The organism is Metabacillus indicus LMG 22858, from assembly GCF_000708755.2.
In the GTDB taxonomy this organism is placed as follows: Bacteria; Bacillota; Bacilli; order Bacillales; family Bacillaceae; genus Bacillus_P; species Bacillus_P indicus.
This window is the reverse complement of the sequence record NZ_JGVU02000006.1, coordinates 334,112-355,908: the sequence shown is the minus strand read 5'-3', so window position 1 is coordinate 355,908 and position 21,797 is coordinate 334,112. Positions and strand designations below refer to the sequence as shown.

21 protein-coding genes are annotated in these 21,797 nt (G+C 46.2%); 17 read left to right on the top strand and 4 right to left on the bottom strand.

Features of this window, described 5'->3' with window-relative positions; genetic code table 11:
• Positions 1–77 precede the first annotated feature (77 nt).
• The 4 genes from AZ46_RS16245 (at position 78) to AZ46_RS16230 (ending at position 3,863) form a co-directional block, all read left to right on the top strand.
• Positions 78–890: an SGNH/GDSL hydrolase family protein gene (locus AZ46_RS16245; protein ID WP_029284526.1), complete on the top strand. Its 813-nt coding sequence runs from the start codon at positions 78–80 to the stop codon at positions 888–890.
• Complete coding sequence (locus tag AZ46_RS16240) at positions 880–1,797, top strand: ABC transporter ATP-binding protein (RefSeq protein WP_029284524.1); 918 nt, start codon at positions 880–882, stop codon at positions 1,795–1,797. The genes AZ46_RS16245 and AZ46_RS16240 overlap by 11 nt, the downstream gene beginning before the upstream one ends.
• A complete protein-coding gene (locus AZ46_RS16235; RefSeq protein ID WP_029284522.1) occupies positions 1,790–2,770 on the top strand; it encodes an ABC transporter permease in 981 nt (326 codons plus the stop codon). The genes AZ46_RS16240 and AZ46_RS16235 overlap by 8 nt, the downstream gene beginning before the upstream one ends.
• A 175-nt stretch (positions 2,771–2,945) precedes the next feature.
• Complete coding sequence (locus tag AZ46_RS16230) at positions 2,946–3,863, top strand: cation diffusion facilitator family transporter (RefSeq protein WP_029284520.1); 918 nt, start codon at positions 2,946–2,948, stop codon at positions 3,861–3,863.
• Positions 3,864–3,912: 49 nt separating this feature from the next.
• Here the strand turns inward: AZ46_RS16230 and AZ46_RS16225 are convergent, their stop codons facing one another.
• Entirely contained in the window at positions 3,913–4,227 is a 315-nt protein-coding gene (locus AZ46_RS16225) for an ArsR/SmtB family transcription factor (protein ID WP_029284518.1), read from the bottom strand.
• Positions 4,228–4,372: 145 nt separating this feature from the next.
• Between AZ46_RS16225 and AZ46_RS16220 the strand changes: the two genes are divergently transcribed.
• Both AZ46_RS16220 and AZ46_RS16215 read left to right on the top strand, forming a co-directional pair.
• Positions 4,373–4,744, top strand: a complete 372-nt coding sequence (locus tag AZ46_RS16220) for an ArsR/SmtB family transcription factor (protein WP_029284516.1) — start codon at positions 4,373–4,375, stop codon at positions 4,742–4,744.
• Positions 4,734–6,869: a heavy metal translocating P-type ATPase gene (locus tag AZ46_RS16215; protein WP_029284514.1), complete on the top strand. Its 2,136-nt coding sequence runs from the start codon at positions 4,734–4,736 to the stop codon at positions 6,867–6,869. Before AZ46_RS16220 ends, AZ46_RS16215 begins: the two co-directional genes overlap by 11 nt.
• 528 nt (positions 6,870–7,397) lie before the next feature.
• On the opposite strand, the gene AZ46_RS16210 is transcribed toward AZ46_RS16215, so the two are convergent.
• Positions 7,398–8,363 (bottom strand): L-lactate dehydrogenase, encoded by a 966-nt coding sequence (locus AZ46_RS16210; RefSeq protein ID WP_029284512.1) that lies wholly within the window; start codon positions 8,361–8,363, stop codon positions 7,398–7,400.
• A 262-nt stretch (positions 8,364–8,625) separates the two neighbouring features.
• Between AZ46_RS16210 and AZ46_RS16205 the strand changes: the two genes are divergently transcribed.
• The 5 genes from AZ46_RS16205 (at position 8,626) to AZ46_RS16185 (ending at position 12,963) form a co-directional block, all read left to right on the top strand.
• Positions 8,626–9,891: an ammonium transporter gene (locus AZ46_RS16205; protein ID WP_029284510.1), complete on the top strand. Its 1,266-nt coding sequence runs from the start codon at positions 8,626–8,628 to the stop codon at positions 9,889–9,891.
• Positions 9,892–9,915: 24 nt separating this feature from the next.
• On the top strand, positions 9,916–10,896 hold the full coding sequence (locus AZ46_RS16200; protein ID WP_029284508.1) for a DUF294 nucleotidyltransferase-like domain-containing protein: 981 nt from the start codon (positions 9,916–9,918) through the stop codon (positions 10,894–10,896).
• A complete protein-coding gene (locus AZ46_RS16195) occupies positions 10,893–11,624 on the top strand; it encodes an exonuclease domain-containing protein (protein ID WP_029284506.1) in 732 nt (243 codons plus the stop codon). Before AZ46_RS16200 ends, AZ46_RS16195 begins: the two co-directional genes overlap by 4 nt.
• 134 nt (positions 11,625–11,758) lie before the next feature.
• Positions 11,759–12,652 (top strand): diacylglycerol/lipid kinase family protein, encoded by an 894-nt coding sequence (locus AZ46_RS16190; protein WP_029284504.1) that lies wholly within the window; start codon positions 11,759–11,761, stop codon positions 12,650–12,652.
• Positions 12,652–12,963, top strand: a complete 312-nt coding sequence (locus tag AZ46_RS16185) for an iron-sulfur cluster biosynthesis family protein (RefSeq protein WP_029284502.1) — start codon at positions 12,652–12,654, stop codon at positions 12,961–12,963. Before AZ46_RS16190 ends, AZ46_RS16185 begins: the two co-directional genes overlap by 1 nt.
• Before the next feature lie 58 nt (positions 12,964–13,021).
• Here the strand turns inward: AZ46_RS16185 and AZ46_RS16180 are convergent, their stop codons facing one another.
• The gene (locus AZ46_RS16180; protein WP_029284500.1) at positions 13,022–13,507 is read right to left on the bottom strand and encodes an NTTRR-F1 domain; all 486 of its coding nucleotides are present in this window, start codon (positions 13,505–13,507) and stop codon (positions 13,022–13,024) included.
• A gap of 195 nt (positions 13,508–13,702) precedes the next feature.
• Here AZ46_RS16180 and AZ46_RS16175 point away from each other — a divergent pair, with 195 nt between their 5' ends.
• From AZ46_RS16175 to AZ46_RS16155, 5 genes are all read left to right on the top strand, one after another.
• Positions 13,703–14,707: a LacI family DNA-binding transcriptional regulator gene (locus AZ46_RS16175; protein WP_029284498.1), complete on the top strand. Its 1,005-nt coding sequence runs from the start codon at positions 13,703–13,705 to the stop codon at positions 14,705–14,707.
• 92 nt (positions 14,708–14,799) lie between these two features.
• The gene (locus tag AZ46_RS16170; protein ID WP_029284496.1) at positions 14,800–16,914 is read left to right on the top strand and encodes an amylo-alpha-1,6-glucosidase; all 2,115 of its coding nucleotides are present in this window, start codon (positions 14,800–14,802) and stop codon (positions 16,912–16,914) included.
• 60 nt (positions 16,915–16,974) lie between these two features.
• A complete protein-coding gene (locus AZ46_RS16165; RefSeq protein WP_029284494.1) occupies positions 16,975–18,225 on the top strand; it encodes an ABC transporter substrate-binding protein in 1,251 nt (416 codons plus the stop codon).
• 139 nt (positions 18,226–18,364) lie between these two features.
• Complete coding sequence (locus AZ46_RS16160) at positions 18,365–19,261, top strand: carbohydrate ABC transporter permease (RefSeq protein WP_029284492.1); 897 nt, start codon at positions 18,365–18,367, stop codon at positions 19,259–19,261.
• A 12-nt stretch (positions 19,262–19,273) separates the two neighbouring features.
• Complete coding sequence (locus AZ46_RS16155; protein ID WP_029284490.1) at positions 19,274–20,101, top strand: carbohydrate ABC transporter permease; 828 nt, start codon at positions 19,274–19,276, stop codon at positions 20,099–20,101.
• A 757-nt stretch (positions 20,102–20,858) separates the two neighbouring features.
• Here the strand turns inward: AZ46_RS16155 and AZ46_RS16150 are convergent.
• Positions 20,859–21,191 (bottom strand): hypothetical protein, encoded by a 333-nt coding sequence (locus AZ46_RS16150; RefSeq protein ID WP_029284488.1) that lies wholly within the window; start codon positions 21,189–21,191, stop codon positions 20,859–20,861.
• A 110-nt stretch (positions 21,192–21,301) separates the two neighbouring features.
• On the opposite strand from AZ46_RS16150, the gene AZ46_RS16145 reads away from it, so the two are divergent.
• Positions 21,302–21,790: a TlpA family protein disulfide reductase gene (locus tag AZ46_RS16145; protein WP_051827314.1), complete on the top strand. Its 489-nt coding sequence runs from the start codon at positions 21,302–21,304 to the stop codon at positions 21,788–21,790.
• The last annotated feature ends 7 nt before the right edge of the window (positions 21,791–21,797 follow it).

Below are 21,797 nucleotides of genomic sequence, written 5' to 3'. Positions count from 1 at the left end.
TGGAACGTACTCAAAGTTGCACTGAGCTTCTGTTTTCATGTAAATTGATGGATAACACGTAAGGAAAAGGTGATCGTTTGAAACCAACTGCAGCAAAGTTTATCGGCATTTTATCCGTGCTGGCAACCGCTTTATGGATATTTGGACTTGGATGGACGATTCAGCATTATTTTTTCAGCGGGCCGGCTGCTAATCTTTCGCCCGGTCAGAGTGAAAAGGAAGAAGTAAGCGCTTCGAGCGACGGGGAGTATCAGATTGTCGCGCTTGGAGATTCTCTAACGCGGGGAACCGGGGATCAGTCCGGTAAAGGATACATCGGCTACATGATGGATGAGCTCGGAGAAAAGACAGACAGAGAGATTAACCTGTCTAATCTGGCTGTAAAAGGACAAGTCTCAAAAGACGTCATAGGTCAGCTCCAAAAGCCTGAAATCAAGAGGCAGCTCCGCTCAGCGGATACGATTGTCATGACGATTGGCGGAAATGATTTGTTCCAGGGCGGCCAGGCGTTGGAAAATCTGAACGCTTCTGCAAATGAAGCGGCAAGAGAAGCGTATGTAAAGAATCTGGATGCCATTTTCAGCGAAATTCGCGAAATAAATAAGGAAGCCGTGCTTTATTATGTCGGTCTCTACAACCCGTTTAATGATCTTGAAGATGCAAAAACGACGTCAGCTGTTGTCAGACAGTGGAATTTTGAATCCGCAGAGACGGCAGCGAAATACCCAAACGTCATCATGGTTCCGACGTTCGATTTATTTGAGCAGAACGTGAATGACTACTTGTACAGCGATAAATTTCATCCTAACTCAGAAGGCTATAAGCTGATCGGAGAGAGGCTTTCATCATTGATTGTGTTCAGCGGGGAGGAGAAGCAGGATGAGCAGTAAGCAGACAACGCTCGCAGTGACAGATCTTAAAAAGAAAATTGGACGGAAAGAGATCATTAAAGGCATTTCATTTCAGCTGCAAAAGGGAGAAGTATTCGGCTTTCTCGGACCAAACGGAGCAGGAAAGACAACGACGATCCGCATGCTTGTCGGGCTCATTAAAGCAACGTCAGGAAAGATTACAATTTGCGGTCATGATTTAAAGACGGATTTTTCAAAAGCCATCAGTCATATCGGGTGCATTGTGGAAAACCCTGAACTATATCCTTACCTGACAGGCCGGGAAAACCTTCAGTATTTCTGGCGCATGGTTCCCGGGCTTCCGAAGGAACGGATACAGGAAGTGGTGGACCTTGTCGGACTGCAGAACAGAATTGACGACCGCGTAAGCACGTACTCCCTAGGTATGCGCCAGCGCCTTGGTATTGCCCAGGCTCTTCTTGGCAAGCCGGATGTACTCATTCTTGATGAGCCGACAAACGGCCTTGACCCGGTGGGCATCCGGGAAATGCGGGAATTCATCCGGTTCCTGGCAGAAGAAGAAGGACTGAGTGTTCTGGTATCCTCTCATTTGCTCAGTGAAATTCAGCTGATGTGCGACAGAGTGGCGATTATATCTAAAGGATCTGTACTTAAAGTAGACACAGTAGAGCACCTCCTGTCAGAGAAAGAGAGAGTCATCTGGAAGCTTGACCCTCCTGAAAAAGGGAAAGAAGTGCTGGCAGCGGAAACAGCCATCCTGTCAGACTTTGATCAGCAGATTGTCACGTATCATGAAGAAGAACATATCCCGGACTGGAACGGGAAGCTCGTTTCAGCTGGTGTTAAAGTAAAAGAAATCCAGGTTAAGCTTCCTACTCTTGAAGACCTGTTCATTGAACTGACTGAAGGTGAAACCATTGATTAATCTTGTCTACAACGAAATGATCAAAATCATCCGCAAAAAGCGGCTCTTTATTATCGCAGGAATTCTTGCCGTCCTGGTTGGCCTTTTCACCTATGCACAAATGAAAGAAGCACAACAGCTTCAAGAAGAACTTGGGACCACAGACTGGCGCACTCAGCTGCAGCAGGAAATTATCAATGCCCAGAACCGGCTGAGTTCAAGCGGAATTTCAGCTGAATGGAAAAAATATTTGCAGATCCGAATGGAACAGCAGCAATACTACCTGGACAATGACATCAATCCAAGTGCGCCGGGAGCACCGACGTTCATGAGGATGTTCGCCGAAAATTCCATCGATCTCCTGCTGCCGCTCATGGTCATGGTCATTGCAGCAGACCTTGTCTCGTCCGAAGCGAACAGAGGCACCATTAAACTGCTGTTGACAAGACCTGTGAAAAGGTGGAAGATCCTTCTGAGTAAATACATCACCCTGCTTTTGTCCATATCGTTTATTGTTCTTTCGCTTGGGGTTCTGTCTTACCTGATATCTGGAGTCGTCTTCGGATATGGCGGGTGGACAATGCCTGTGCTGACCGGATTTACCGTGACCGGAGAAGAACTGAACACGGAAAATGTTCAGCTCATTGACCAGTGGCAGTATATCCTGATGGAGCTTGGGCTCGTATGGTTCGTCGCTGTCGTCATCGGCACGCTTACCTTTACCCTGTCCGTGCTCATGAAGAGTACGGCATCCGTCATGGGCGTCATGCTCGCAGCACTGATTGCGGGAGCGATTCTTGCCAATATGGTTTCCTCGTGGGAATCAGCGAAATACTTTTTCATGGTCAACTTGAGGCTCACAGACTACGTAGCCGGAATGGCTCCGCCAATCAGCGGGATGTCGCTCGGATTTTCAATGAGTGTCCTCGGCGTATGGGCCGTGTGCGGCCTCATCGTATCGTTTTTTGTCTTTTCGAGAAGAGATATTTACTAAGAAACAGCCGCAGGGGATGCGGCTGTTTTTTTCATACTTGCATTCCGTTAAGGGCGTACAAACCTGATAATTAAAATAGAAATGTAAAAACTAAGTACAACTTGCACAAAACAACACGTTTTGAAATAATATATATGAGCATATATTCATATATAAGAAGAACGGAGGGATTTGGATGGGACATTCTCACAGCCATGGTCATGACGGGCATCACCACCACCATACGAACAATAAAAAAGCACTGCTTTGGGCGTTTGCTCTTATTGCTCTCTTTATGGTTGCTGAAGTGATAGGGGGGCTTCTGACAAACAGTCTGGCTCTGCTTTCTGATGCAGGTCATATGCTGAGTGATGCGGCTGCGCTTGGCTTGAGTTATCTGGCTCTGGTATTCGGGGCAAAAGGGGCATCTTCTTCTAAAACATTCGGGTACAAACGGTTTGAGATACTTGCTGCATTCATAAACGGCCTGACGCTGATCGTCATTTCGATTTTTATTTTTATAGAAGCCTATCAGCGGTTTGTGGATCCACCGGAAGTAGTAAGCTCAGGAATGCTGATTATTTCAAGCATCGGCCTGCTGGTTAATATTGCAGCTGCATTTATTCTGATGAAGGGTGACAAGGATGACAATCTGAATGTCAGGAGTGCTTTTCTCCATGTGATCGGGGATATGCTTGGTTCTGTCGGGGCCATTATCGCCGCCCTGCTGATCATGTTTTTCGGCTGGGGAGCAGCAGATCCGGTAGCAAGTATCATTGTGGCCATCTTAATCATCATCAGCGGATTCAGGGTCACAAAGGATTCGTTTCATATTTTGATGGAGGGTGTTCCGGGCAACTTGAATCTGGATGAAATTAAAGGCGCTCTGCTGAACATGGACCGTGTACACGGGGTGCACGATCTGCATGTATGGTCGATTACATCAGATTTTCCTGCACTGAGCTGTCATCTTGAAGTGGAGGAAGGAATGGAACAGCAGGCTGTCCTAAGAGAAGCGAACAAACTGCTGCATGACAAATTCGGACTTCATCATACAACCATTCAGGTCGACTGGAAAGGATCAGGCTGCTGCGGGGATGAGCACTGCAATTAAAAGACAATTAAAATAAAGCCCCGAATTATGGGGCTTTTCTGCTGTCTTTTTAATGCTGCGCATGCTCAATCATCTGTTTTAGAAGCCCGATAACATGTTCATCATCGTGTGAATAAAATAAGGTGGTGCCTTCTCTGCGGAATTTGACCAGGCGCAGGTTTTTTAAAAATCTGAGCTGGTGGGAAACGGTTGACTGCAGAAGAGATAAGGTTTCAGCTATTTCATTGACCGAGCGTTCTCCCTGTGTCAGGAGATTTAAGATACGGAGTCTGGTAGGATCGGACAATGCTTTGAATGTCTGCGATGCGATAAACAGCGTTTCTTCGTCCAAGTCCTGATAGGACCCGTGTTTTTCATTAGACATTGATATTCTCCTTCTCCGGGCGATTGTTCCTTTATTATAGGAAAAATGTTCTGTTTATACAAACATTCAAATAATTGTTTGACTGTTCATGTATTCATGCATATACTTTATTCAAACAATGATTTGAATGTGGGGTGTGATGAAAATGAATCTGCAGGATGTTTGTGAAATCACCTGTGTTCACTCTGAGAAGGTGGAGCGGGCAAAAAGAAAAGCAGCACAGCTGGATACAGGAAGGGCTGTGAGAATTTATAAAGCACTGGCTGATGAAACGAGACTCAAAATTGTCTGTGCCCTTTTTGAAGAGGGGGAGCTTTGTGTCTGTGATGCAGCCGCCATCACCGGCACAACAACAGCAACCGCATCGCACCATTTGCGGCTTTTGAAAAATTCCGGTCTCGCAAAGTTCCGGAAAGAAGGAAAACTTGTCTATTATTCATTGGATGATGAGCATGTATTGCAGCAGATCCGGATTGCTTTTGTTCATCAAGAGGAGATGAGCATCCATGGAAGCTGAACAATCAGCCGAGAAGAATGTGTACCGGGTACAAGGTTTTACATGTGCGGGCTGCGCCGGGAAGTTTGAGCGGAACGTCAAGGAGCTGGACGGCGTGACGGATGCGAAAGTGAACTTCGGTGCCGCCAAGCTGACCGTGATGGGAACAGCCAGTATAAAAGAAATCGAGAAAGCCGGTGCGTTTGAGCACCTGAAAATACTTCCTGAAAAAGGGGCTGTGGAAACACCGGCAGAACCTTTTATCAAAAAGCATGGGGCATTGCTCGCATCAATAGGCTTCATTGCTTTCGGGTACTATTCTCTTTTTGCATATGGAGAAGAAAGCCTGCCGTCTATTCTGGCATTTCTGGTTGCCATAATCATTGGGGGATATTCGCTTTTCCTCACGGGATTTAAAAATCTGATGCGCCTTGAATTCGATATGAGAACACTGATGACAATCGCTGTTATTGGTGCTGCAATCATTGGAGAGTGGAGTGAGGGTGCGGTTGTTGTCATCTTGTTTGCCATCAGCGAAGCGCTTGAATCCTATTCAATGGACAGGGCGCGCCGGTCGATACGTTCTTTAATGGAAATAGCCCCGAAAACAGCCCTGATTAGGAGAAATGGCCTGGAATCGCTGATATCGGTTGATGATATTGAGGTCGGAGATTTAATGATTGTCAAACCGGGACAGAAGATTGCTATGGACGGAAGGGTTATAAAAGGTTTTTCATCTGTTAACCAGGCTCCGATTACCGGTGAATCCATGCCAGCTGAAAAAAGCCCCGGTGCAGATGTGTTTGCCGGGACACTGAACGAAGAAGGATTTCTTGAGGTTGAGGTCACGAAGCTTGCAGAAGATACGGCTATTTCAAAAATCATTCATCTGGTAGAAGAGGCTCAGGCTGAGCGTGCCCCTTCACAGGCATTTGTTGATAAGTTTGCGAAATATTACACGCCTGCCATTATGGCTGTCGCGTTGTTGGTTGCTGTTCTTCCGCCATTATTTCTTGGCGGTGCATGGGAAACGTGGATTTATCAGGGGCTTGCCGTTTTAGTGGTAGGATGCCCGTGCGCCCTCGTTATTTCTACACCTGTATCCATTGTAACGGCCATCGGCAATGCGGCCCGGAACGGAGTGCTGATAAAAGGCGGCATTTACCTTGAAGAGCTTGGCAGCATTAAGGCTGTGGCTTTTGATAAAACAGGAACCCTGACTAAAGGAACACCCGCTGTTACGGACTTTGAAGTTCTTGCTGGAGGACGTTCTGAAGATGAATTTTTCACAAAGATTGCCGCTCTTGAAAACAAATCACAGCATCCGCTTGCATCTGCCGTTTTAAAGAAGGCAAGAGATTACAATCTTCCGTTTGAATCCCCGGTGGTCGAAGACTTTACGTCTGTCACTGGGAAAGGACTGAAAGGAAAAGTTGACGGCGAATGGATTTATGTGGGGAATGCCTCACTGTTTGAAGAGTCGGGCAAGCTGGATTCCAAATGGACAGAACGAATGCACTCCCTGCAAAGAGAAGGAAAAACCGTTATGCTTGCGGGTACAGATAAAGGGCCGCTTGCTCTTTTAGCTGCAGCAGATGAGGTGCGGGAAAGCAGCATCAGGGTGATCGATCAGCTGAAGGAGCTTGGAATCAGCAAGACTGTGATGCTGACGGGAGACCATGCTGCAACTGCTGAAGCGGTGGGCAGGCAGCTCGGCGTTTCGGACATAAAAGCAGACCTTCTTCCGGAAGATAAATTAACAGCCGTTAAAGATGTGCAGCAGTCCTATGGCAAGACAGCTATGGTCGGTGACGGAGTAAACGATGCTCCTGCGCTTGCAGCAGCCTCAGTAGGAATAGCCATGGGCGGAGCCGGAACCGATACGGCGCTTGAAACAGCGGACGTAGCGCTGATGGGAGATGACTTGAAGAAGCTGCCGTTTGCCATTGACTTAAGCCGCAGAACCCTCGTCATCATCAAGCAGAACATCGCGTTCGCACTCGGACTTAAGCTCCTTGCGCTGCTTCTTGTCATTCCAGGCTGGCTGACCCTCTGGATCGCCATTTTCGCAGACATGGGAGCAACCCTGCTTGTGACAGCCAACGGATTGCGTTTATTAAGAGTAAAAGAAAAAAGAGACAGATAGATTGTGAGAACACGGACCTTGCGGGGGTTCGTGTTTTTTTGAATGGAATAAGTGCTTTTGGGAATTTATGACCTTTCAGAGGTCTTTATCATGTATGAAGGTCACAAACTGTTGCCTATATGACGCTTAAGATATTTTTGCCGTAGCTGAAAGTCACAATCCAAACCTCTTATGACCCTTCAGCCGTTTCCGCCGCAGCTGAAGGTAACAATCCAAGCCCCTAATGACCCTTCATGCCTTTCCGCCGCAGCCGAAGGTAACAATCCAAGCCTCTTATGACCTTTCAGACAATTCCGCCGCAGCTGAAGGTCACAATCCAAGCCTCTAATGACCCTTCATGCCTTTCCGCCGCAGCTAAAGGTAACAATCGAAGCCTCTTATGACCCTCCATGCCTTTCCGCCGCAGCTAAAGGTAACAATCGAAGCCTCTTATGACTCTTCCATCCATCTGCTAAACAGCACATTTTCCAACTCAAAACACTCCGGCTTCCCATAAACCGGAGTGCTGCAGTTTTACTCTCTTTTTCCTTAATCCGGTGCATCTCCCGGCCAAAACGGTGCCAGGATCTCTTTCAGCACCCCTGCGCTGCGGCGGAACTTGCTTTGTTCGTCTGCGCTTAAGTCAAGCTCAACGATTTCCCTGATGCCGTCGCGGTTAATAACGGCGGGTACGCCGATGTACACATCAGATTCGCCGTATTGTCCGTCAAGACGCGCAGAAACGGTGAGCACACAATTTTCGTTATGAAAGATGGCTCTTGTGATGCGGACAAGGCCCATGGCAATGCCGTAATAGGTTGCGCCTTTTCTCTCGATAATCTGATAGGCTGCGTCGCGTACATTTTTAAAGATCTCATCCAGGTCTTCTTTTTTATAGGTGCTGTTCCGTTCAATCATTTTCATAACAGGTATGCCTCCGACGTCCGCAGTGCTGTAAACCGGCAGCTCGCTGTCTCCGTGCTCGCCTATGATGTATGCGTGGACGTTGTTCGGCGCAATTTTAAAGTAGTCTCCAAGCAGGTAGCGGAAGCGGGATGTGTCCAGAATGGTTCCTGATCCAATCACTTTCTCCTGTGGCAGTCCGCTGTATTTCCATGTGGCATATGTGAGAATATCGACGGGATTTGTTGCAACGAGAAAGATGCCGTCAAAACCTGATTTCATAACACTCTCGGTAATTTCTTTAAAAATCTTCAGGTTTTTTGAAACAAGATCAAGGCGTGTTTCGCCTTTCTTCTGGTTGGCGCCTGCACAAATAACAACAAGGTCTGCGTGTTTGCAATCTTCATAGTCTCCGAGCCTGATGGCAGTCGGATTCGGTGCAAAGACTTTTCCATGATTCAGGTCCATGACATCTCCAAGGGCTTTTTCGGCATTCGCGTCAATAAGAATCAGTTCATCTGCTATTCCCTGATTCATAAGAGCAAACGCATAGCTTGATCCTACAAATCCGGTTCCTACAAGCACTACACGGTTTATTTTTTCCTGTGCCACAGTGCAACACCCTCCCATTATTATGTGAAAAACTTCACAATATAATTTTACCTTAAAAAGGTAAAAATGTCCATGAGGAAAGCGGAGCCGGACAATTCCTGTTATGAAAAATAGGCAGATTCATCAATGTTAGGATTTGTGACATGATTTACAGAAAACTGGTTGACAACATTTAATATTCAGATAGAATATAGAATAATAGTTTTATGTTATGTTTAATAACATGTAATGTAAGGTAATAATCATCAAGGAGGACATTCAATTGGATTCGGTGTATTTATTAAACAGTTTATGGGTGGTGCTTGGTGCCATTCTTGTCATACTTATGCAGGGCGGGTTTATTCTGCTTGAAGCAGGCTCAACCAGGATGAAAAATGCAGGGCATATTGCAGGGAAAACGATCTTTACGTTTGGTCTTGCATCGCTTATTTTCTGGGCGGTTGGATTCGGTTTTATTTTCGGTGACAACGGCAATTTCTTTGTAGGTTTATCACACTTTTTCTATTCAGGATATGAGCTTGAGGGGATGAATTTATCCTCATCTGTTTTCTTTCTTTTTCAGCTTGCATTCGCAGGGATTGCGATCACCATTGCTCTTGGCGGATTTGCTGAGCGCGCGAAGCTTTCGGTTTATCTTGTGTTCACGGTTTTGTTTTCGGCGCTGGTGTATCCTGTAGTTGCGCACTGGATTTGGGGAGGCGGATGGCTAGCAGAGCATGGCAAGCAGGACTTTGCCGGTTCGACAGTTGTTCATTTAACAGGTGCTATGGCTGCTTTAGCTGCTACAATTCTGTTAAAACCCCGTATCGGAAAATTTAATCAGGATGGCTCTGCCAACAGTATTTTCGGCCACAACCAGGTCTTTACGGCTCTTGGTGTGCTCGTACTGTGGATTGGCTGGTTCGGCTTTAATGCCGCTAGTACGCTCGGAGTGGAAGATGGCTTTTTCGGCTATGTAGCCCTGAATACGAACCTTGCGGCTGCTGCCGGCGCGGTTGCTGCTCTGCTTGTTTCATGGGCGGTTCTCGGGAAATCAGATGTCCCGACGATGCTGAACGGGGCACTTGCCGGCCTTGTCGCGATTACCGCATCATGTGCATTTGTAGAAACGTGGGCAGCTGTTCTAATCGGATTTGTTGCCGGAATCCTAGTTTTCTATAGTGTGAGATTTTTTGAAAAGAAAAGAATAGACGATCCGATCTTTGCTTTATCCGTTCACGGGGCAGCGGGTGTTTGGGGAACCATTTCAACCGGATTTTTTGCAGCGCCTGAACTTGCAACAGTAGGAAAGCCGGGACTTTTTTACGGCGGCGGTTTTGAACAGCTTGGCGTTCAGGTCATGGGCGTCGGGGTATCAGGTGCATATGCCTTCATCGTTTCGTTTGTCATTCTTTACGCAGCAAAAAAGCTGATGGGCGGTCTGCGTGTGACAGAGGAAGAAGAAATTATGGGTCTTGATATGAGTGAGCATGGAAGTTACGGCTATCCTGAAGTATTCTTATCAAAAGAGGATAAGATCAGCTCGTAATGGAGCGAAAGGGACGTGCGGTTCATGGGAGATAGCTACGGGTCAATCAAGGAGTGGAGAGAGAAAGAGATTCAGAATCATATGTCTGATGCGCATTCGCTGAATGTGTTTCATGACCGGGTAATGCGGACGGTTTTCGAACGGTCTCTGCAGATTGTGAAGGAGGAGAAAGGGGATCCTCCTTCGCCCTATGCATGGTTTGTCATGGGGAGTGCAGGGAGATTTGAGCAGGGGGCCGTAAGCGATCAGGATCATGGAATGGTGTATGAAAAAAGCGGTGCAGCTGAAGAGGAATACTTTCTGGCTCTCGGAAAAGAACTATCGGACGGACTTCATGCTGCAGGCTACCCTTATTGCGAAGGGAGAGTGATGAGCTCAAATCCTTTATGGTGCAAGTCAGCAGAAGGATATGAAGGACAGCTCGACAAATGGATGGAAGATGTCAGCTTTGAATCGATGAGATACCTGCAGATCTTCATTGATGCAAGAACGATGGCGGGGGAGGATAAGCTGCTTGTCCGCTTAAAGCGGAGAGTAGACAGTTATCAAAAGAAAACGCCAAAGCTTCTGCAAAGGTTTTTGGATACCATCATGCACATCAAACCGTCTGTCGGACCGCTCGGACAGATTTTTACAGAAAGCAGCGGCCATTATCAGGGGTGCTTGAACATTAAACAGGCGGCATTTCTTCCATATGTCAATGCGGTCAGAATTCTTGCCATTAAAGAAGGGATTATGGAATCCTCCACCCTTGAGCGGATAAACAGCCTTTCCCGGCAGGGTGAATATAAAAATGAACTTGAAATCTATAAAGACAGTTTTCTGAGATTGCTTCAGTTCAGGATGTCGAATTTAAAGAGAATTAAAGAGTATGATGATGTGCATTATCTGCCTGTACAGGACCTTACCCGTGCGGAAAAGAAAGAGCTGAAAACGATTCTGAAGAACGGGAAGAAACTGCATCACTACGTTCAAGTGATCATTGAAAAGGGTGTTCATTCATGAAATCCAATCCGTTTATTCATTTTATCAGGGAAGTGCACGGCAAGTTTCAGACGAGTGTTTTCGGAACGGCACAGGGCGGGCAAAATTCCCAGCAGATTGCCTTTTTGAGGCAGCTCCAGCGGGAAATGAAGGCGGAGGAAGTGATGTCTGTTCCTTTAGAAGAGTTTTCCGCTGTCGTGTTTGATATTGAAACGACAGGCTTTTTTCCTGAACAGGGAAATGAAATCATTTCAATTGGTGCGGTGAAAGTGAAGGGAAGCGAGATGCTCGAAGAAAAGCGGTTTTATACACTTGTCAGGCACGAAAACGGCCTTCCTGATGAAATCAGCACGCTGACGGGTATTACAGAAGCGGAATTGGAAGGGGCACCGGCCCTTGAGGAAGCGCTCATTCAATTTTTTAAATTTGTGAAAGGGGATACGCTTGTAGCGCATCACTCAGCTCATGAAAAAAAGTTCATGCAGCACGCAAGCTGGAAGCATTTCCGGGCACCCTTCAAGCACCGGATCGTCGATACTTCCTTTCTTCAGCGGATTGCTGAACCCCACACGGATTTTGTCAGACTCGAAGACCTGTGCGAACACCGGTCAATTCCTGTCACTGACCGGCACCATGCCCTTGGAGATGCCATCATGACAGCCAAACTCTGGTGCGGGTACATTGAAGATGTGAAAAAAGAGGGCTGCCGGAACCTTCGGGATATTTATGAACGGATTGCTGCTGGTTAAAAGCATTGCCATGTGACTTGGCAGTGCTTTTTCTTTTTATAGAAAAAAACAGCAATCCATCAATCTAACAGGTTCAAATAATACAGAATAAGGGTAAAGCCATAGAAAAGAACACACTCAAGGGGGAATCGGGTTTGAAGCAGGCGATGCTGATTGTTAATCCATCTTCAGGCAAGGAAAAAGGGGCCGAATACACGGAATATGCCCTGGAAACAATGAAAAAGATGGGCTATGAAACGGAATTGCGTGAAACAGAGGGGGAAGGGGACGCCAGAGATTTTGCACGCGAAGCCTGCGAACGGAGGCTTGATTTTATTGCGGCAATGGGCGGCGACGGAACAATTAATGAAGCGATCAACGGAATAGCTGAACAGGAGCACAGACCGCTGTTCGGCCTTATCCCTCTTGGTACGGTCAATGATTTTGCGAGGGCGCTGAATATCCCGCTAGATCCGGAAGCTGCAATCAGCTTGATGAAGAAGCAGCATTCTAGATGGACAGATGTAGGCAAAATAAACGACCGCTATTTTATCAACATTGTAGCTGTCGGCGCTCTCGCTGAAGCGTCCTTTTCCACGCCTGTTGAGCAAAAAACAAAGCTTGGTCCGCTCGCCTACATTGTCGAAGGGGTAAAAAAAATGAAAGAAAAGCAGCCATTTGAACTCCGCGTCAAGCATGAAGAGGGCGTGTGGGAGGGAGAGGCGCTGCTCATGCTGATCGCCCTGACGAATTCTGTGGGCGGGTTTGAAACCATTGCGCCAGAAGCAAAGGTCAACGACGGCAAACTGCACGTCTTGATCATAAAAGATATGGCCTTGCCTCAATTTCTTCTGCTGCTCCCAAAAGTGATGACAGGGGATCTGGCAGAGAGCGAGCAGGTTGTTTATTTAAAAGTTCCCGAGGTAGATGTTTCCTCTACATACGAAATGATTGCAAATGTTGACGGGGATGAAGGGGATAAGCTGCCTGTGAAAGTGGGCAACTTAAAACGGCACATTGAAATCCTGGTTCCGAAGGAGGAAGAGTAATGTTAATGACTGTAACCGACCGGGCGAAGGAGCAGCTTAAAAGCATACCGGATGACAAAATGCTTCAGCTCTCGTTTGACCGCGGCAGCTGTGACATCGTCAATACCCTTTATGAAATGAAAGTTGTCCCTAAACGCGATCCGGCAGACTATGAAAAAATACTGGAAGTGGAAAAACTCAGCATCCTGGTTGATCATGATTTTGAAGAAGCCTATGATCACGAGCTGACCATAGACTTCGCAAACAACTTTTTTGTTTTTAAAAATAAGAATCAGACATTCAATAATAGGATTGGCTTAAGATATGTATAAAAAGAAAGGGATGGTTCATCCCTTTCTTTCATTCTGAAAGCATCCCTTCAGCTCTTTATTAATGACTGATTGCCCTGAACTGAATCAGTTTGAAAATATCCACAACCATCGGTTCTTCCTCTGCGCCTGAAAACAGTTCAACGCCAGTTACAATGATATCTGAAGAGCCCGCCTGAGGCAGCTTGTTGATTAAGATCAGTGCCTGGGCTGTACCTGCTGGTGCTGCAGAGACGGTTTCACGAACGTTCATCGTTCCTTTATTGCCGGCATTAAAGGGAATGTTTTTGATAAGGCCGTAACCAAGGAAAGCGTACGAAGCGCTGTAATAAACAACAGAAATTGTAAGCGGAGCTCTAACATCTGATAAGGCAACAAGAAGTTCGAGCGTCTCTCCGGGATTAACTTTTACATACTGTGAGATGCTGCTGTTGACGGTTCCGCCATGAAGTTTGGCAGCAGAAGGTGCTGCAGGTGATGCATTTGTGCAGGTCCACGGCAACAGGGAGCCCCCATCAAAATGACCATTTATCATCCGATTGTTCATAGGTTCATATTCTCCTTTAGAGTAGTCTTCCTACTATATGTACGTGCCTAATCAATTGACAGTGCTAGTAACTATAAACCTGATATTCAATTGGAGAACCTGAAAAAAATTTCAGAGAAAAAACATTTGCAAACGTTATCATAATCGGGTAAGATGACTATCAAAGGCATCCGAAACGTTTTGGAGGAAAGTATTTTGACTACGATAAAAGACATTGCGAAAGCGGCAGGCGTGTCGGTAACGACTGTATCACGGGCACTGAACGGCTATTCCGATGTGAATGAAAAGACAAGACGAAAGATAATGGATATTGCCAAACAGCTCAATTACAGCCCGAACACACTGGCTAGGGGACTTGTCATGAAAAAGTCCAGAACCATCGGGATGCTTGTATCCGGCATGAACCGTGTCAGCTCCAAAGACAATTTCACTTTTGAGGTTCTCTCGGGCGTAAATGAATGCATTTCAGAACGTGATTATGATCTGGTGCTTTTCAGTACAACAACGACAAAGCAGCGGGAGAAAACGTACTCGCAGCTGTGCAGGGAACGAAGAGTTGACGGAGTCATTCTTCAAGGGATGAAAATCGATGACCCTTATTTAAAGGAAGTTGTAGAAAGCGACATTCCGTGTATGCTGATTGATATCCCGATTTCATCAAAGAGCGTGGGCTATGTCACAACTGACAACGTTCTCGGGGCAAAACGGGCAGTCCGGCATCTCATTCAATCCGGCCATAAAAACATCGGCTTGGTGAATGGCCATGATCAGGCTTATGTCAGTAAACAAAGGCTTAAAGGCTATATGGAAGCCCTGCAGGAAGCTGGACTTCAAGTAAACGGGCAGTATATCGCGAGCGGTGACTTTACGGAGGAAAAAGCAGAGGAAGCAGGAACGATGCTTTTAAAAGAACACCCTGAACTGACAGCCATTTTTTGCGCAAGCGATCTTATGGCGCTCGGCGTGATAAAAAGTGCAAAAGCAGTGGGACTTTCCGTGCCCGAACAGCTTTCTGTCATCGGGTACGACAACATTCTGCTTGCAGCCTATTCATCACCTCCTCTGACGACCATTGCCCAGAACAAGTTTGACCTCGGCTACAAAGCAGCGAATGCACTCATAGATATGCTTGAAGAAAAAAGCGATGCACAAGTTATTACACTTGAAACAGAATTAATCATAAGAGAGTCTGCAAAATAAAAGCCACTTACGTGGTACTGCTAAAAACCGAAACGTTTCGGGAAGTGCTGCATGAAATCCAAAACGTTTCGGAACCATCAAGGAGGACATTCATGGATTACAGAGTGATTAAAGAAAACGACCTGTTTCTGCTGACAGACACAAGCGGGAATATACCTGAAAACCATCCGTACGGCTTAGGGCTTTACACAAAGGACACACGCTTCCTGAGCAAACTGGACTTGAAAATCAACGGCGAAGATCCTATCCTTCTCTCATCTGAAGCGGATAAAAACTACAAATCAAGCATTCTATTAACGAATCCCCATATGGAAAAAGACGGCGAGCTGATTCTGTGGAGAGAATCCGTTGAAATGGAGCGCTCCCGTTTTATCTACGATGATGTGCTGTACGAGGAAGTGAAAGTGAAAAATTACTTTCCGAAACCGGTAAAATTTGAAATCAGTGTGCATGCAGATGTTGATTTTCTCGACATGTTTGTTGTCCGCGGATTCCAAAACGGCGATCTTGGCAAAAGAACCGGACAAAAGGTTGAGGAAAACACCCTTTCGTTTCACTATGAAGGCGCAGACCATGTAAACCGCAGCACGGTCATTACCTGGGATAAACAAGCGATACGCGCTGAAGAGGACGGAACCATTGTTTTCGAATTTGAACTGGCACACGGGGAATCAGATTCGGTGACACTTGCCGTACAGCCGAAAATTGGCGACATCAGCGGAAATAAGATGGTGAAAAAAGAAGACGCTCTTCAAAAGCTTGAAGCTTCATATGAAAAATGGAATGACGGCACAGCGACAGTGAAAACTGATTTTGCACCGCTGCAGCGTCTGGTTGACCGCGGGCTGAATGATATGAGAGTGCTTTTGACAGACGTTGGGTTTGGACCTTTCCCGGTAGCAGGACTTCCTTGGTTTGGCGTTCCATTTGGACGTGACAGCCTGATTGCCGCACTTCAGATCCTTCCTTTCCAGGCAGAGATTGCAAAAGGCACCCTTCTTACAATGGCGCACTACCAAGGGAAGAATCTGGATCCTTGGAGAGATGAGCAGCCGGGTAAAATCATGCATGAAATCCGGTTTGGAGAGCTTGCAGCGACAGGGCAAATCCCGTTTACCCCATATTACGGAACGGTTGACGCTACACCGCTGTTTTTAATCCTCTTATCGGAATATGTGAAATGGACGGGAGATTTCGAACTTGCTGAATCGCTTGAGACGACAATTGAGAACGCTTTAATGTGGATCAATGAATACGGAGACCGCGATGATGATCTGTTTGTTGAATATCATCAGGAGTCAAGCAAGGGCATAGCCAATCAAGGCTGGAAGGATTCAGGTGATTCAGTTGTTCACCGTGACGGGGAGTATGCGAAAACGCCGATTGCTCTCTCAGAAGTACAGGGCTACGTCTATCAGGCGAAAACAGGGCTTGCTGATATCTATGAAAAAATGAATCTTTCTGAAAAAGCAAAACTTCTCCGCAGACAGGCATCAGCTTTAAAAGAGAGATTTGAAGAAGCGTTCTGGATGGAGGATGTTCAGTTCTATGCCATCGCTCTTGATGAAAAGAAAGACCAGGTAGGAACGATTACGTCAAATCCCGGTCACGTTCTGTTTTCAGGCATGCTCAGCGACACCCGGGCAAAATCAGTAACAGACATGCTTGTGTCGCCGAAAATGTTCTCAGGCTACGGCATTAGGACAATGGCGGAAGGCGAAGCCGGCTACAATCCGATGAGCTATCATGACGGCAGCATCTGGCCTCATGACAACAGCATGTCACTGCTTGGAATGAGCAAAACGGGCTTCCATCAGGAAACAGCCAAAGTCATAAACGGTTTGATCGAAGCGGCATCACACTTTGAATATGACCGTCTGCCTGAACTGTTCTGCGGTTACAGCAGCGAGGGAGGCAAGGCGGTAAAATATCCTGTTGCCTGCTCGCCTCAGGCCTGGGCAGCCGGAACACCGCTTGTGTTTATTCAATCTCTGCTCGGGTTATTTCCGGACAGCATAAAGGAAGAAATCACGCTTTCACCTGTTCTGCTCCCAACAATGAATTCACTTGAAGTACATGATCTCGCAATCGGAAAGGGAAAACTGTCTCTTTCGATCAAACGCAGCGGAACAGATTACAAAATCGAAGTGCTTAACAATACGACAGGATTTCAACTTAACACATCTAAGCAGCTCGCACAGAAATAACCCATTATCTTCTGGGGGGGAACCCCCTTTAGATCATAAAAATTGGAAGGGGTAAAGGACATGAAATCAAGAAAATGGATGGCGGGACTTGGAATTGCTTCAATGCTGATGGCGGGTGTGCTCTCAGGGTGCAGTTCAGACGGAGCTTCTAAAGAAGGGGCAGACGGAGAAAAGACAGAAGTGACACTTGCCGGATGGGGAGGAAATCCGACGGAAGAAAAGCTTTTAAAGCAGACCATTGCTGACTTTGAAGAGAAGCATCCGAACATTGATGTGAAACTTGAGGTTATTACGGAGCAATACATGGATGTCATTAAAACCCGTCTAATTGGCGGAGAGGGTCCGGACGTGTTTTACCTGGATGCTTTTGAAGCTCCTGCGTTAATCGAAACGGGCGTAATTGAACCTCTTGATGAGTATGTAACAGAAGATTTCGATGTAGAGGATTTTGAAAAGCCGTTGCTTGAAGCGTTTATTGCGGATGACAAAACGTACGGTTTTCCAAAAGATTACTCGACTCTAGCGTTATTTTACAACAAAAAAATGCTTGCTGATGCGGGTGTAGAAGTACCGCAGACGTGGGATGAATTCCGCGAGGCAGCTAAAAAGCTTACAAAAGACGGACAGTACGGTTTCGGGGTTGCACCTGAGCTTGCACGCCAGTTCTGGGTGGCTGAGTCCCTCGGCGGAGATGTGGTAAAAGACGGCCAGGCAAACTTTGCATCAGATGAAGTGGCAGAAGCATTAAAACCTGTCATTGATATGCACAATGTCGACAAGTCGGCCGTTGAACCTAAAGAGGTCGGCGCAACTTGGGGCGGAGAAGTATTCGGCCAGCAGAAAGCTGCTATGGTCATTGAAGGAAACTGGGCGATTCCGTTTCTTGCTGATACATTCCCGGATGTAGAATACGGAACAGCAGAGCTGCCTTCCATCAATGGTGAAAAATCAACTATGGCTTACAGTGTTGCTTATGTCATGAATGCTGCTTCTGAAAAGAAAGAAGCTTCATGGGAACTGCTTTCTTATCTGACAGGAAAAGAAGGAATGGAAACGTGGACAAGTAAAGGCTATGCACTGCCTACACGTAAATCAGTGGCTGAAAAGCTTGGCTATGATCAAGACGAACTAAGAGGACCTCTTGTTGCCGGGGCATCCTATGCGACTGTCTGGTCAGAGGGTTCTAATCTGCCAATCATCATGAACAACTTCAACAACCAGTTTTTGAGTGCTTTCCTTGGAGACCGGCCGCTTGAAGAGGCTTTGAAAGAAGCGGAAAAACAGGCAAACAGCGAGATTGACTCAAAATAAACTGCTGAATCGGGAGAATGGGAAGCGTGATCTTCCTTTCTCCCTTTAAAAAATCTGCACGGCTTCTTTCTGCTGAAGTTATGGCTTCAATGGAAAGAGGCTGTGCAGCAATCCGTTGCACAGGGAGCGTGGCCAGCAAATGAAATACCTTTCAAAACGAACAGTAAGAGAAGCGGGGCAGGGCTACTTCTTCATGTCGCCTGCACTTTTTGTCCTGCTGCTGTTTATAATCGGTCCGATTTTTTACGTCATATTCATGTCGTTCCATAAGGTTCAGCTGCTTGGAACAACAAGCTATGATTTTGTAGCCTTTGAAAACTTCGCGCGCATTCTGGATGATACGAGGGCGCAAATTGCCCTTTGGAATACGTTCAAGTACGTTGTCATTGTGGTGCCTTGCCAGACGATCCTCGCTCTGATTTTGGCTGCTACTCTAAATGCCGGCATGAAAGGACAGACTTTTTTCCGGATTGTGTACTTCCTGCCGACATTGACTTCATCAGCCGTACTGACGCTGATCTTTATGTGGATGTACAACAAAAACGGGCTGATCAATAACGTGCTAGATGCTATCGGACTTCCGACATATAACTTTCTCGGGGATCCGAACATTGCGCTTAATGCGATTATGATCATGAATATCTGGTCAACTGCACCGTTTTTCATGGTCATTTACCTGGCAGCCCTGCAGGATATACCGGACTCCTTATATGAAGCCGCTGAACTGGACGGGGCAAATACCATTCAGAAATTCTTGAAGATCACTGTCCCGCAGCTGCGTCCTGTTACATCATTCGTCGCCATCATGGGTCTGATTGGAACATTTCAGCTGTTCGACCAGTCGTATATTTTTTCAGGAGGATCAGGGGGACCTGACAACTCCACACTGACGGTCGTTCTATTAGTCTATCAATATGCGTTCAAAAATCTTGGAACGATGGGCTACGCAGCAGCGCTTGTGCTCATGCTCGCCATCGTCATCCTCGTGGCCACACTGATTCAGAGAAAATTTTCAAAAGAAGAGTCGCTATATTAAGGAGGGAGAAACATGAAGAAAAAGCTTGGAGCCGGACGGATCATTGTCTATGCGATCTTGATTCTCTATGCCATCACAACACTTGTGCCTTTCCTGTGGGCGCTGTCTTCATCCTTTAAAACACTCCAGGAAATCGTAAGCGGCACCTTAAGTTTTATTCCAAAAAACTTTACACTCGATAATTACAAACAAATCTTCATCGAGCAGGAGCTCTTTCCAAGATGGATGTTTAACAGCGTGCTGATTGCAGTGGTTGGAACGGCACTCAATCTCCTGTTCAACTCCATGGCAGGCTATGCGCTGGCAAGACTCAGTTTCCCGGGGAAAAAAGCTCTGTTCATCATGATTCTGGCTGTCCTGATGATTCCGGCTCAGGTCACAATGATCCCGAACTACCTGATTTTGAAAGAGCTTGGCTGGCTCAATTCCTATCAGGGCATGATTGTCCCTGCGATGATCAATGCTACATTCATTTTCATGATGAGACAATTTTTCATCAACTTTCCGAAAGAACTTGAAGAAGCCGCAGAAATGGACGGACTCAGCAGACTCGGCACGTTCTTTAAAATTGTGCTTCCGCTCGCAAGACCAGCCCTTGCAGCACAGGCCATCTTCGTGTTCATGGGCTCATGGAACGACTTTATGAGACCGCTGATCGTCATGACCGACATTGAAATGTTCACCCTTCCGCTCGGACTTAATACCTTTAAGGGTCAGTACGTCAGCTACTGGAATTACATTATGGCCGCATCTATGGTGTTCACGCTTCCGGTTCTGCTGATTTATGCGTTCTTTAACCGGTACTTTATTAAGGGGATATCGTTTACCGGAGGGAAATGATTTGCGGTTTGAATGGTGCCATCAAGAGAAGGATATCTGAGTTTGGTGGTACTTGTAAGCGAGGTAAGTGCCATAAAGAGAAGGATATCTGAGTTTGGTGGAACTTGTAAGAAAGATAAGTACCATCAAGAGAAGGATATCTGAGTTTGGTGGAACTTGTAAGCGGGATAAGTGCCATCAAGAGAAGGAATTCTGAGTTTGGTGGTACTTGTAAGCGGGATAAGTGCCATCAAGAGAAGGAATTCTGAGTTTGGTGGTACTTGTAAGCGAGATAAGTGCCATCAAGAGAAGGATATCTGAGTTTGGTGGTACCTGTATGCGGAATAAGTGCCATCAAAAGAAGGGTTTCTGAGTTTGGTGGCACTTGTAAGCGAGATAAGTGCCATCAAGAGAAGGATTTCTGGGGTTGGTGGCACTTGTAAGCGAGATAAGTGCCATCAAGAGAAGGATCTCTGAGTTTGGTGGTACTCGTAAGCGGGATAAGTGCCATCAAGAGACGGATTTCTGAGTTTGGTGGTACCTGTAAGCGAGATAAGTGCCATCAAGAGAAGGGTTTCTGAGTTTGGTGGTACTCAAAAGCATGATAGGTGCCATCAAGAAATGGATTCCGGTTTTTGATTGTACTCAAAATCATGATAAGTGCCATCAAAAAATAAATGCTGTGAACTAATGGAGCACTCAATATTTCATGCTGTTCCAACAGTCTATTGCCCAAACAAAAAAGGGTGTTCCGGCCAGCTGCCGGGACGCCCTTTTCTTATTCCTCATCACCTTTATACTTCAAATAACTGTAATTCCCCGTCGGCCTGACATCTACTGTTTTCCCGTCTGAGTCTTTCACTACCTCAAATTCCTGATACGTTTCTACACGGTAGCCGTCTTCCCATTTCGTCCCGATCTTTTTGTCCTCATAAACAGTGACAAGCTGCGATTCCCAAGCTGCTGTCTCCTGATCCTCTTCTTCAGCAGCTATTGGAAACGTTACAGTTTCATCACTTTTTGCCTGGGGTGTATCCAAATAGGCCATCATCGCGATAAACAGAGTTAAAAAAAGAAAAGTCACCACTGCTGAACTTGTTTTAGAAAGCAAAACCAGCCGCTCCTTTCAGAAAACCATCCTATCTCATGTGTACGCTTGTCTTTTTAGGAATATGCCCTTTTGATAAGGAGAATGCTAGCTTTAAAAAGGGAGGAAATACGTTGGAAAAAATAATCGTATTACTGCTTTCTTTGTGTTTTTGCTTAGCATTCCACCATCCTGCACTTGCAAAAGATCCGCTTGCTCCTGAAATCAAACTCAAAGATATGAAAGGGCAGGAGCATCTATTAAAACCGCCTTACGATCAGCCCATTGTTCTCAATTTCTGGGCTTCCTGGTGCGGTCCGTGCAAACAGGAAGCTCCGGAGCTAGTCATGCTTTCAAAGAAGTATGAAGGGAAAGTAAAAATATACGCCGTGAATCTAACAGCCCAGGATTCAGAAGAAGGCGCCTATATGTTTGCGAAAGATTATGGCTTTACGTTTCCTGTCCTGCTGGATAAAACGGGAGAAGCAGCTTCACTATTCAGGGTAGCGGCTGTGCCGACAACCTATTTTATCAACAGGGACGGAGAAATCGTTAACGTCCTGATGGGATATGGCGGAGAAGGGCTTTTGGAGAAGAGAATTAACTACTTGCTGGAAAACTGAAGAGCCG

Excerpts from the sequence above, each read along its gene's own strand:
- AZ46_RS16170 (WP_029284496.1), top strand. The coding sequence starts at position 14,800 with ATGGATTACAGAGTGATTAAAGAAAACGACCTGTTTCTGCTGACAGAC.
- AZ46_RS16195 (WP_029284506.1), top strand. The coding sequence starts at position 10,893 with ATGAAATCCAATCCGTTTATTCATTTTATCAGGGAAGTGCACGGCAAG.
- AZ46_RS16185 (WP_029284502.1), top strand. The coding sequence starts at position 12,652 with ATGTTAATGACTGTAACCGACCGGGCGAAGGAGCAGCTTAAAAGCATA.
- AZ46_RS16160 (WP_029284492.1), top strand. The coding sequence starts at position 18,365 with ATGAAATACCTTTCAAAACGAACAGTAAGAGAAGCGGGGCAGGGCTAC.
- AZ46_RS16220 (WP_029284516.1), top strand. The coding sequence starts at position 4,373 with ATGAATCTGCAGGATGTTTGTGAAATCACCTGTGTTCACTCTGAGAAG.
- AZ46_RS16240 (WP_029284524.1), top strand. The coding sequence starts at position 880 with ATGAGCAGTAAGCAGACAACGCTCGCAGTGACAGATCTTAAAAAGAAA.
- AZ46_RS16225 (WP_029284518.1), bottom strand. The coding sequence starts at position 4,227 with ATGTCTAATGAAAAACACGGGTCCTATCAGGACTTGGACGAAGAAACG.
- AZ46_RS16165 (WP_029284494.1), top strand. The coding sequence starts at position 16,975 with ATGAAATCAAGAAAATGGATGGCGGGACTTGGAATTGCTTCAATGCTG.
- AZ46_RS16230 (WP_029284520.1), top strand. The coding sequence starts at position 2,946 with ATGGGACATTCTCACAGCCATGGTCATGACGGGCATCACCACCACCAT.
- AZ46_RS16155 (WP_029284490.1), top strand. The coding sequence starts at position 19,274 with ATGAAGAAAAAGCTTGGAGCCGGACGGATCATTGTCTATGCGATCTTG.
- AZ46_RS16180 (WP_029284500.1), bottom strand. The coding sequence starts at position 13,507 with ATGAACAATCGGATGATAAATGGTCATTTTGATGGGGGCTCCCTGTTG.
- AZ46_RS16215 (WP_029284514.1), top strand. The coding sequence starts at position 4,734 with ATGGAAGCTGAACAATCAGCCGAGAAGAATGTGTACCGGGTACAAGGT.
- AZ46_RS16200 (WP_029284508.1), top strand. The coding sequence starts at position 9,916 with ATGGGAGATAGCTACGGGTCAATCAAGGAGTGGAGAGAGAAAGAGATT.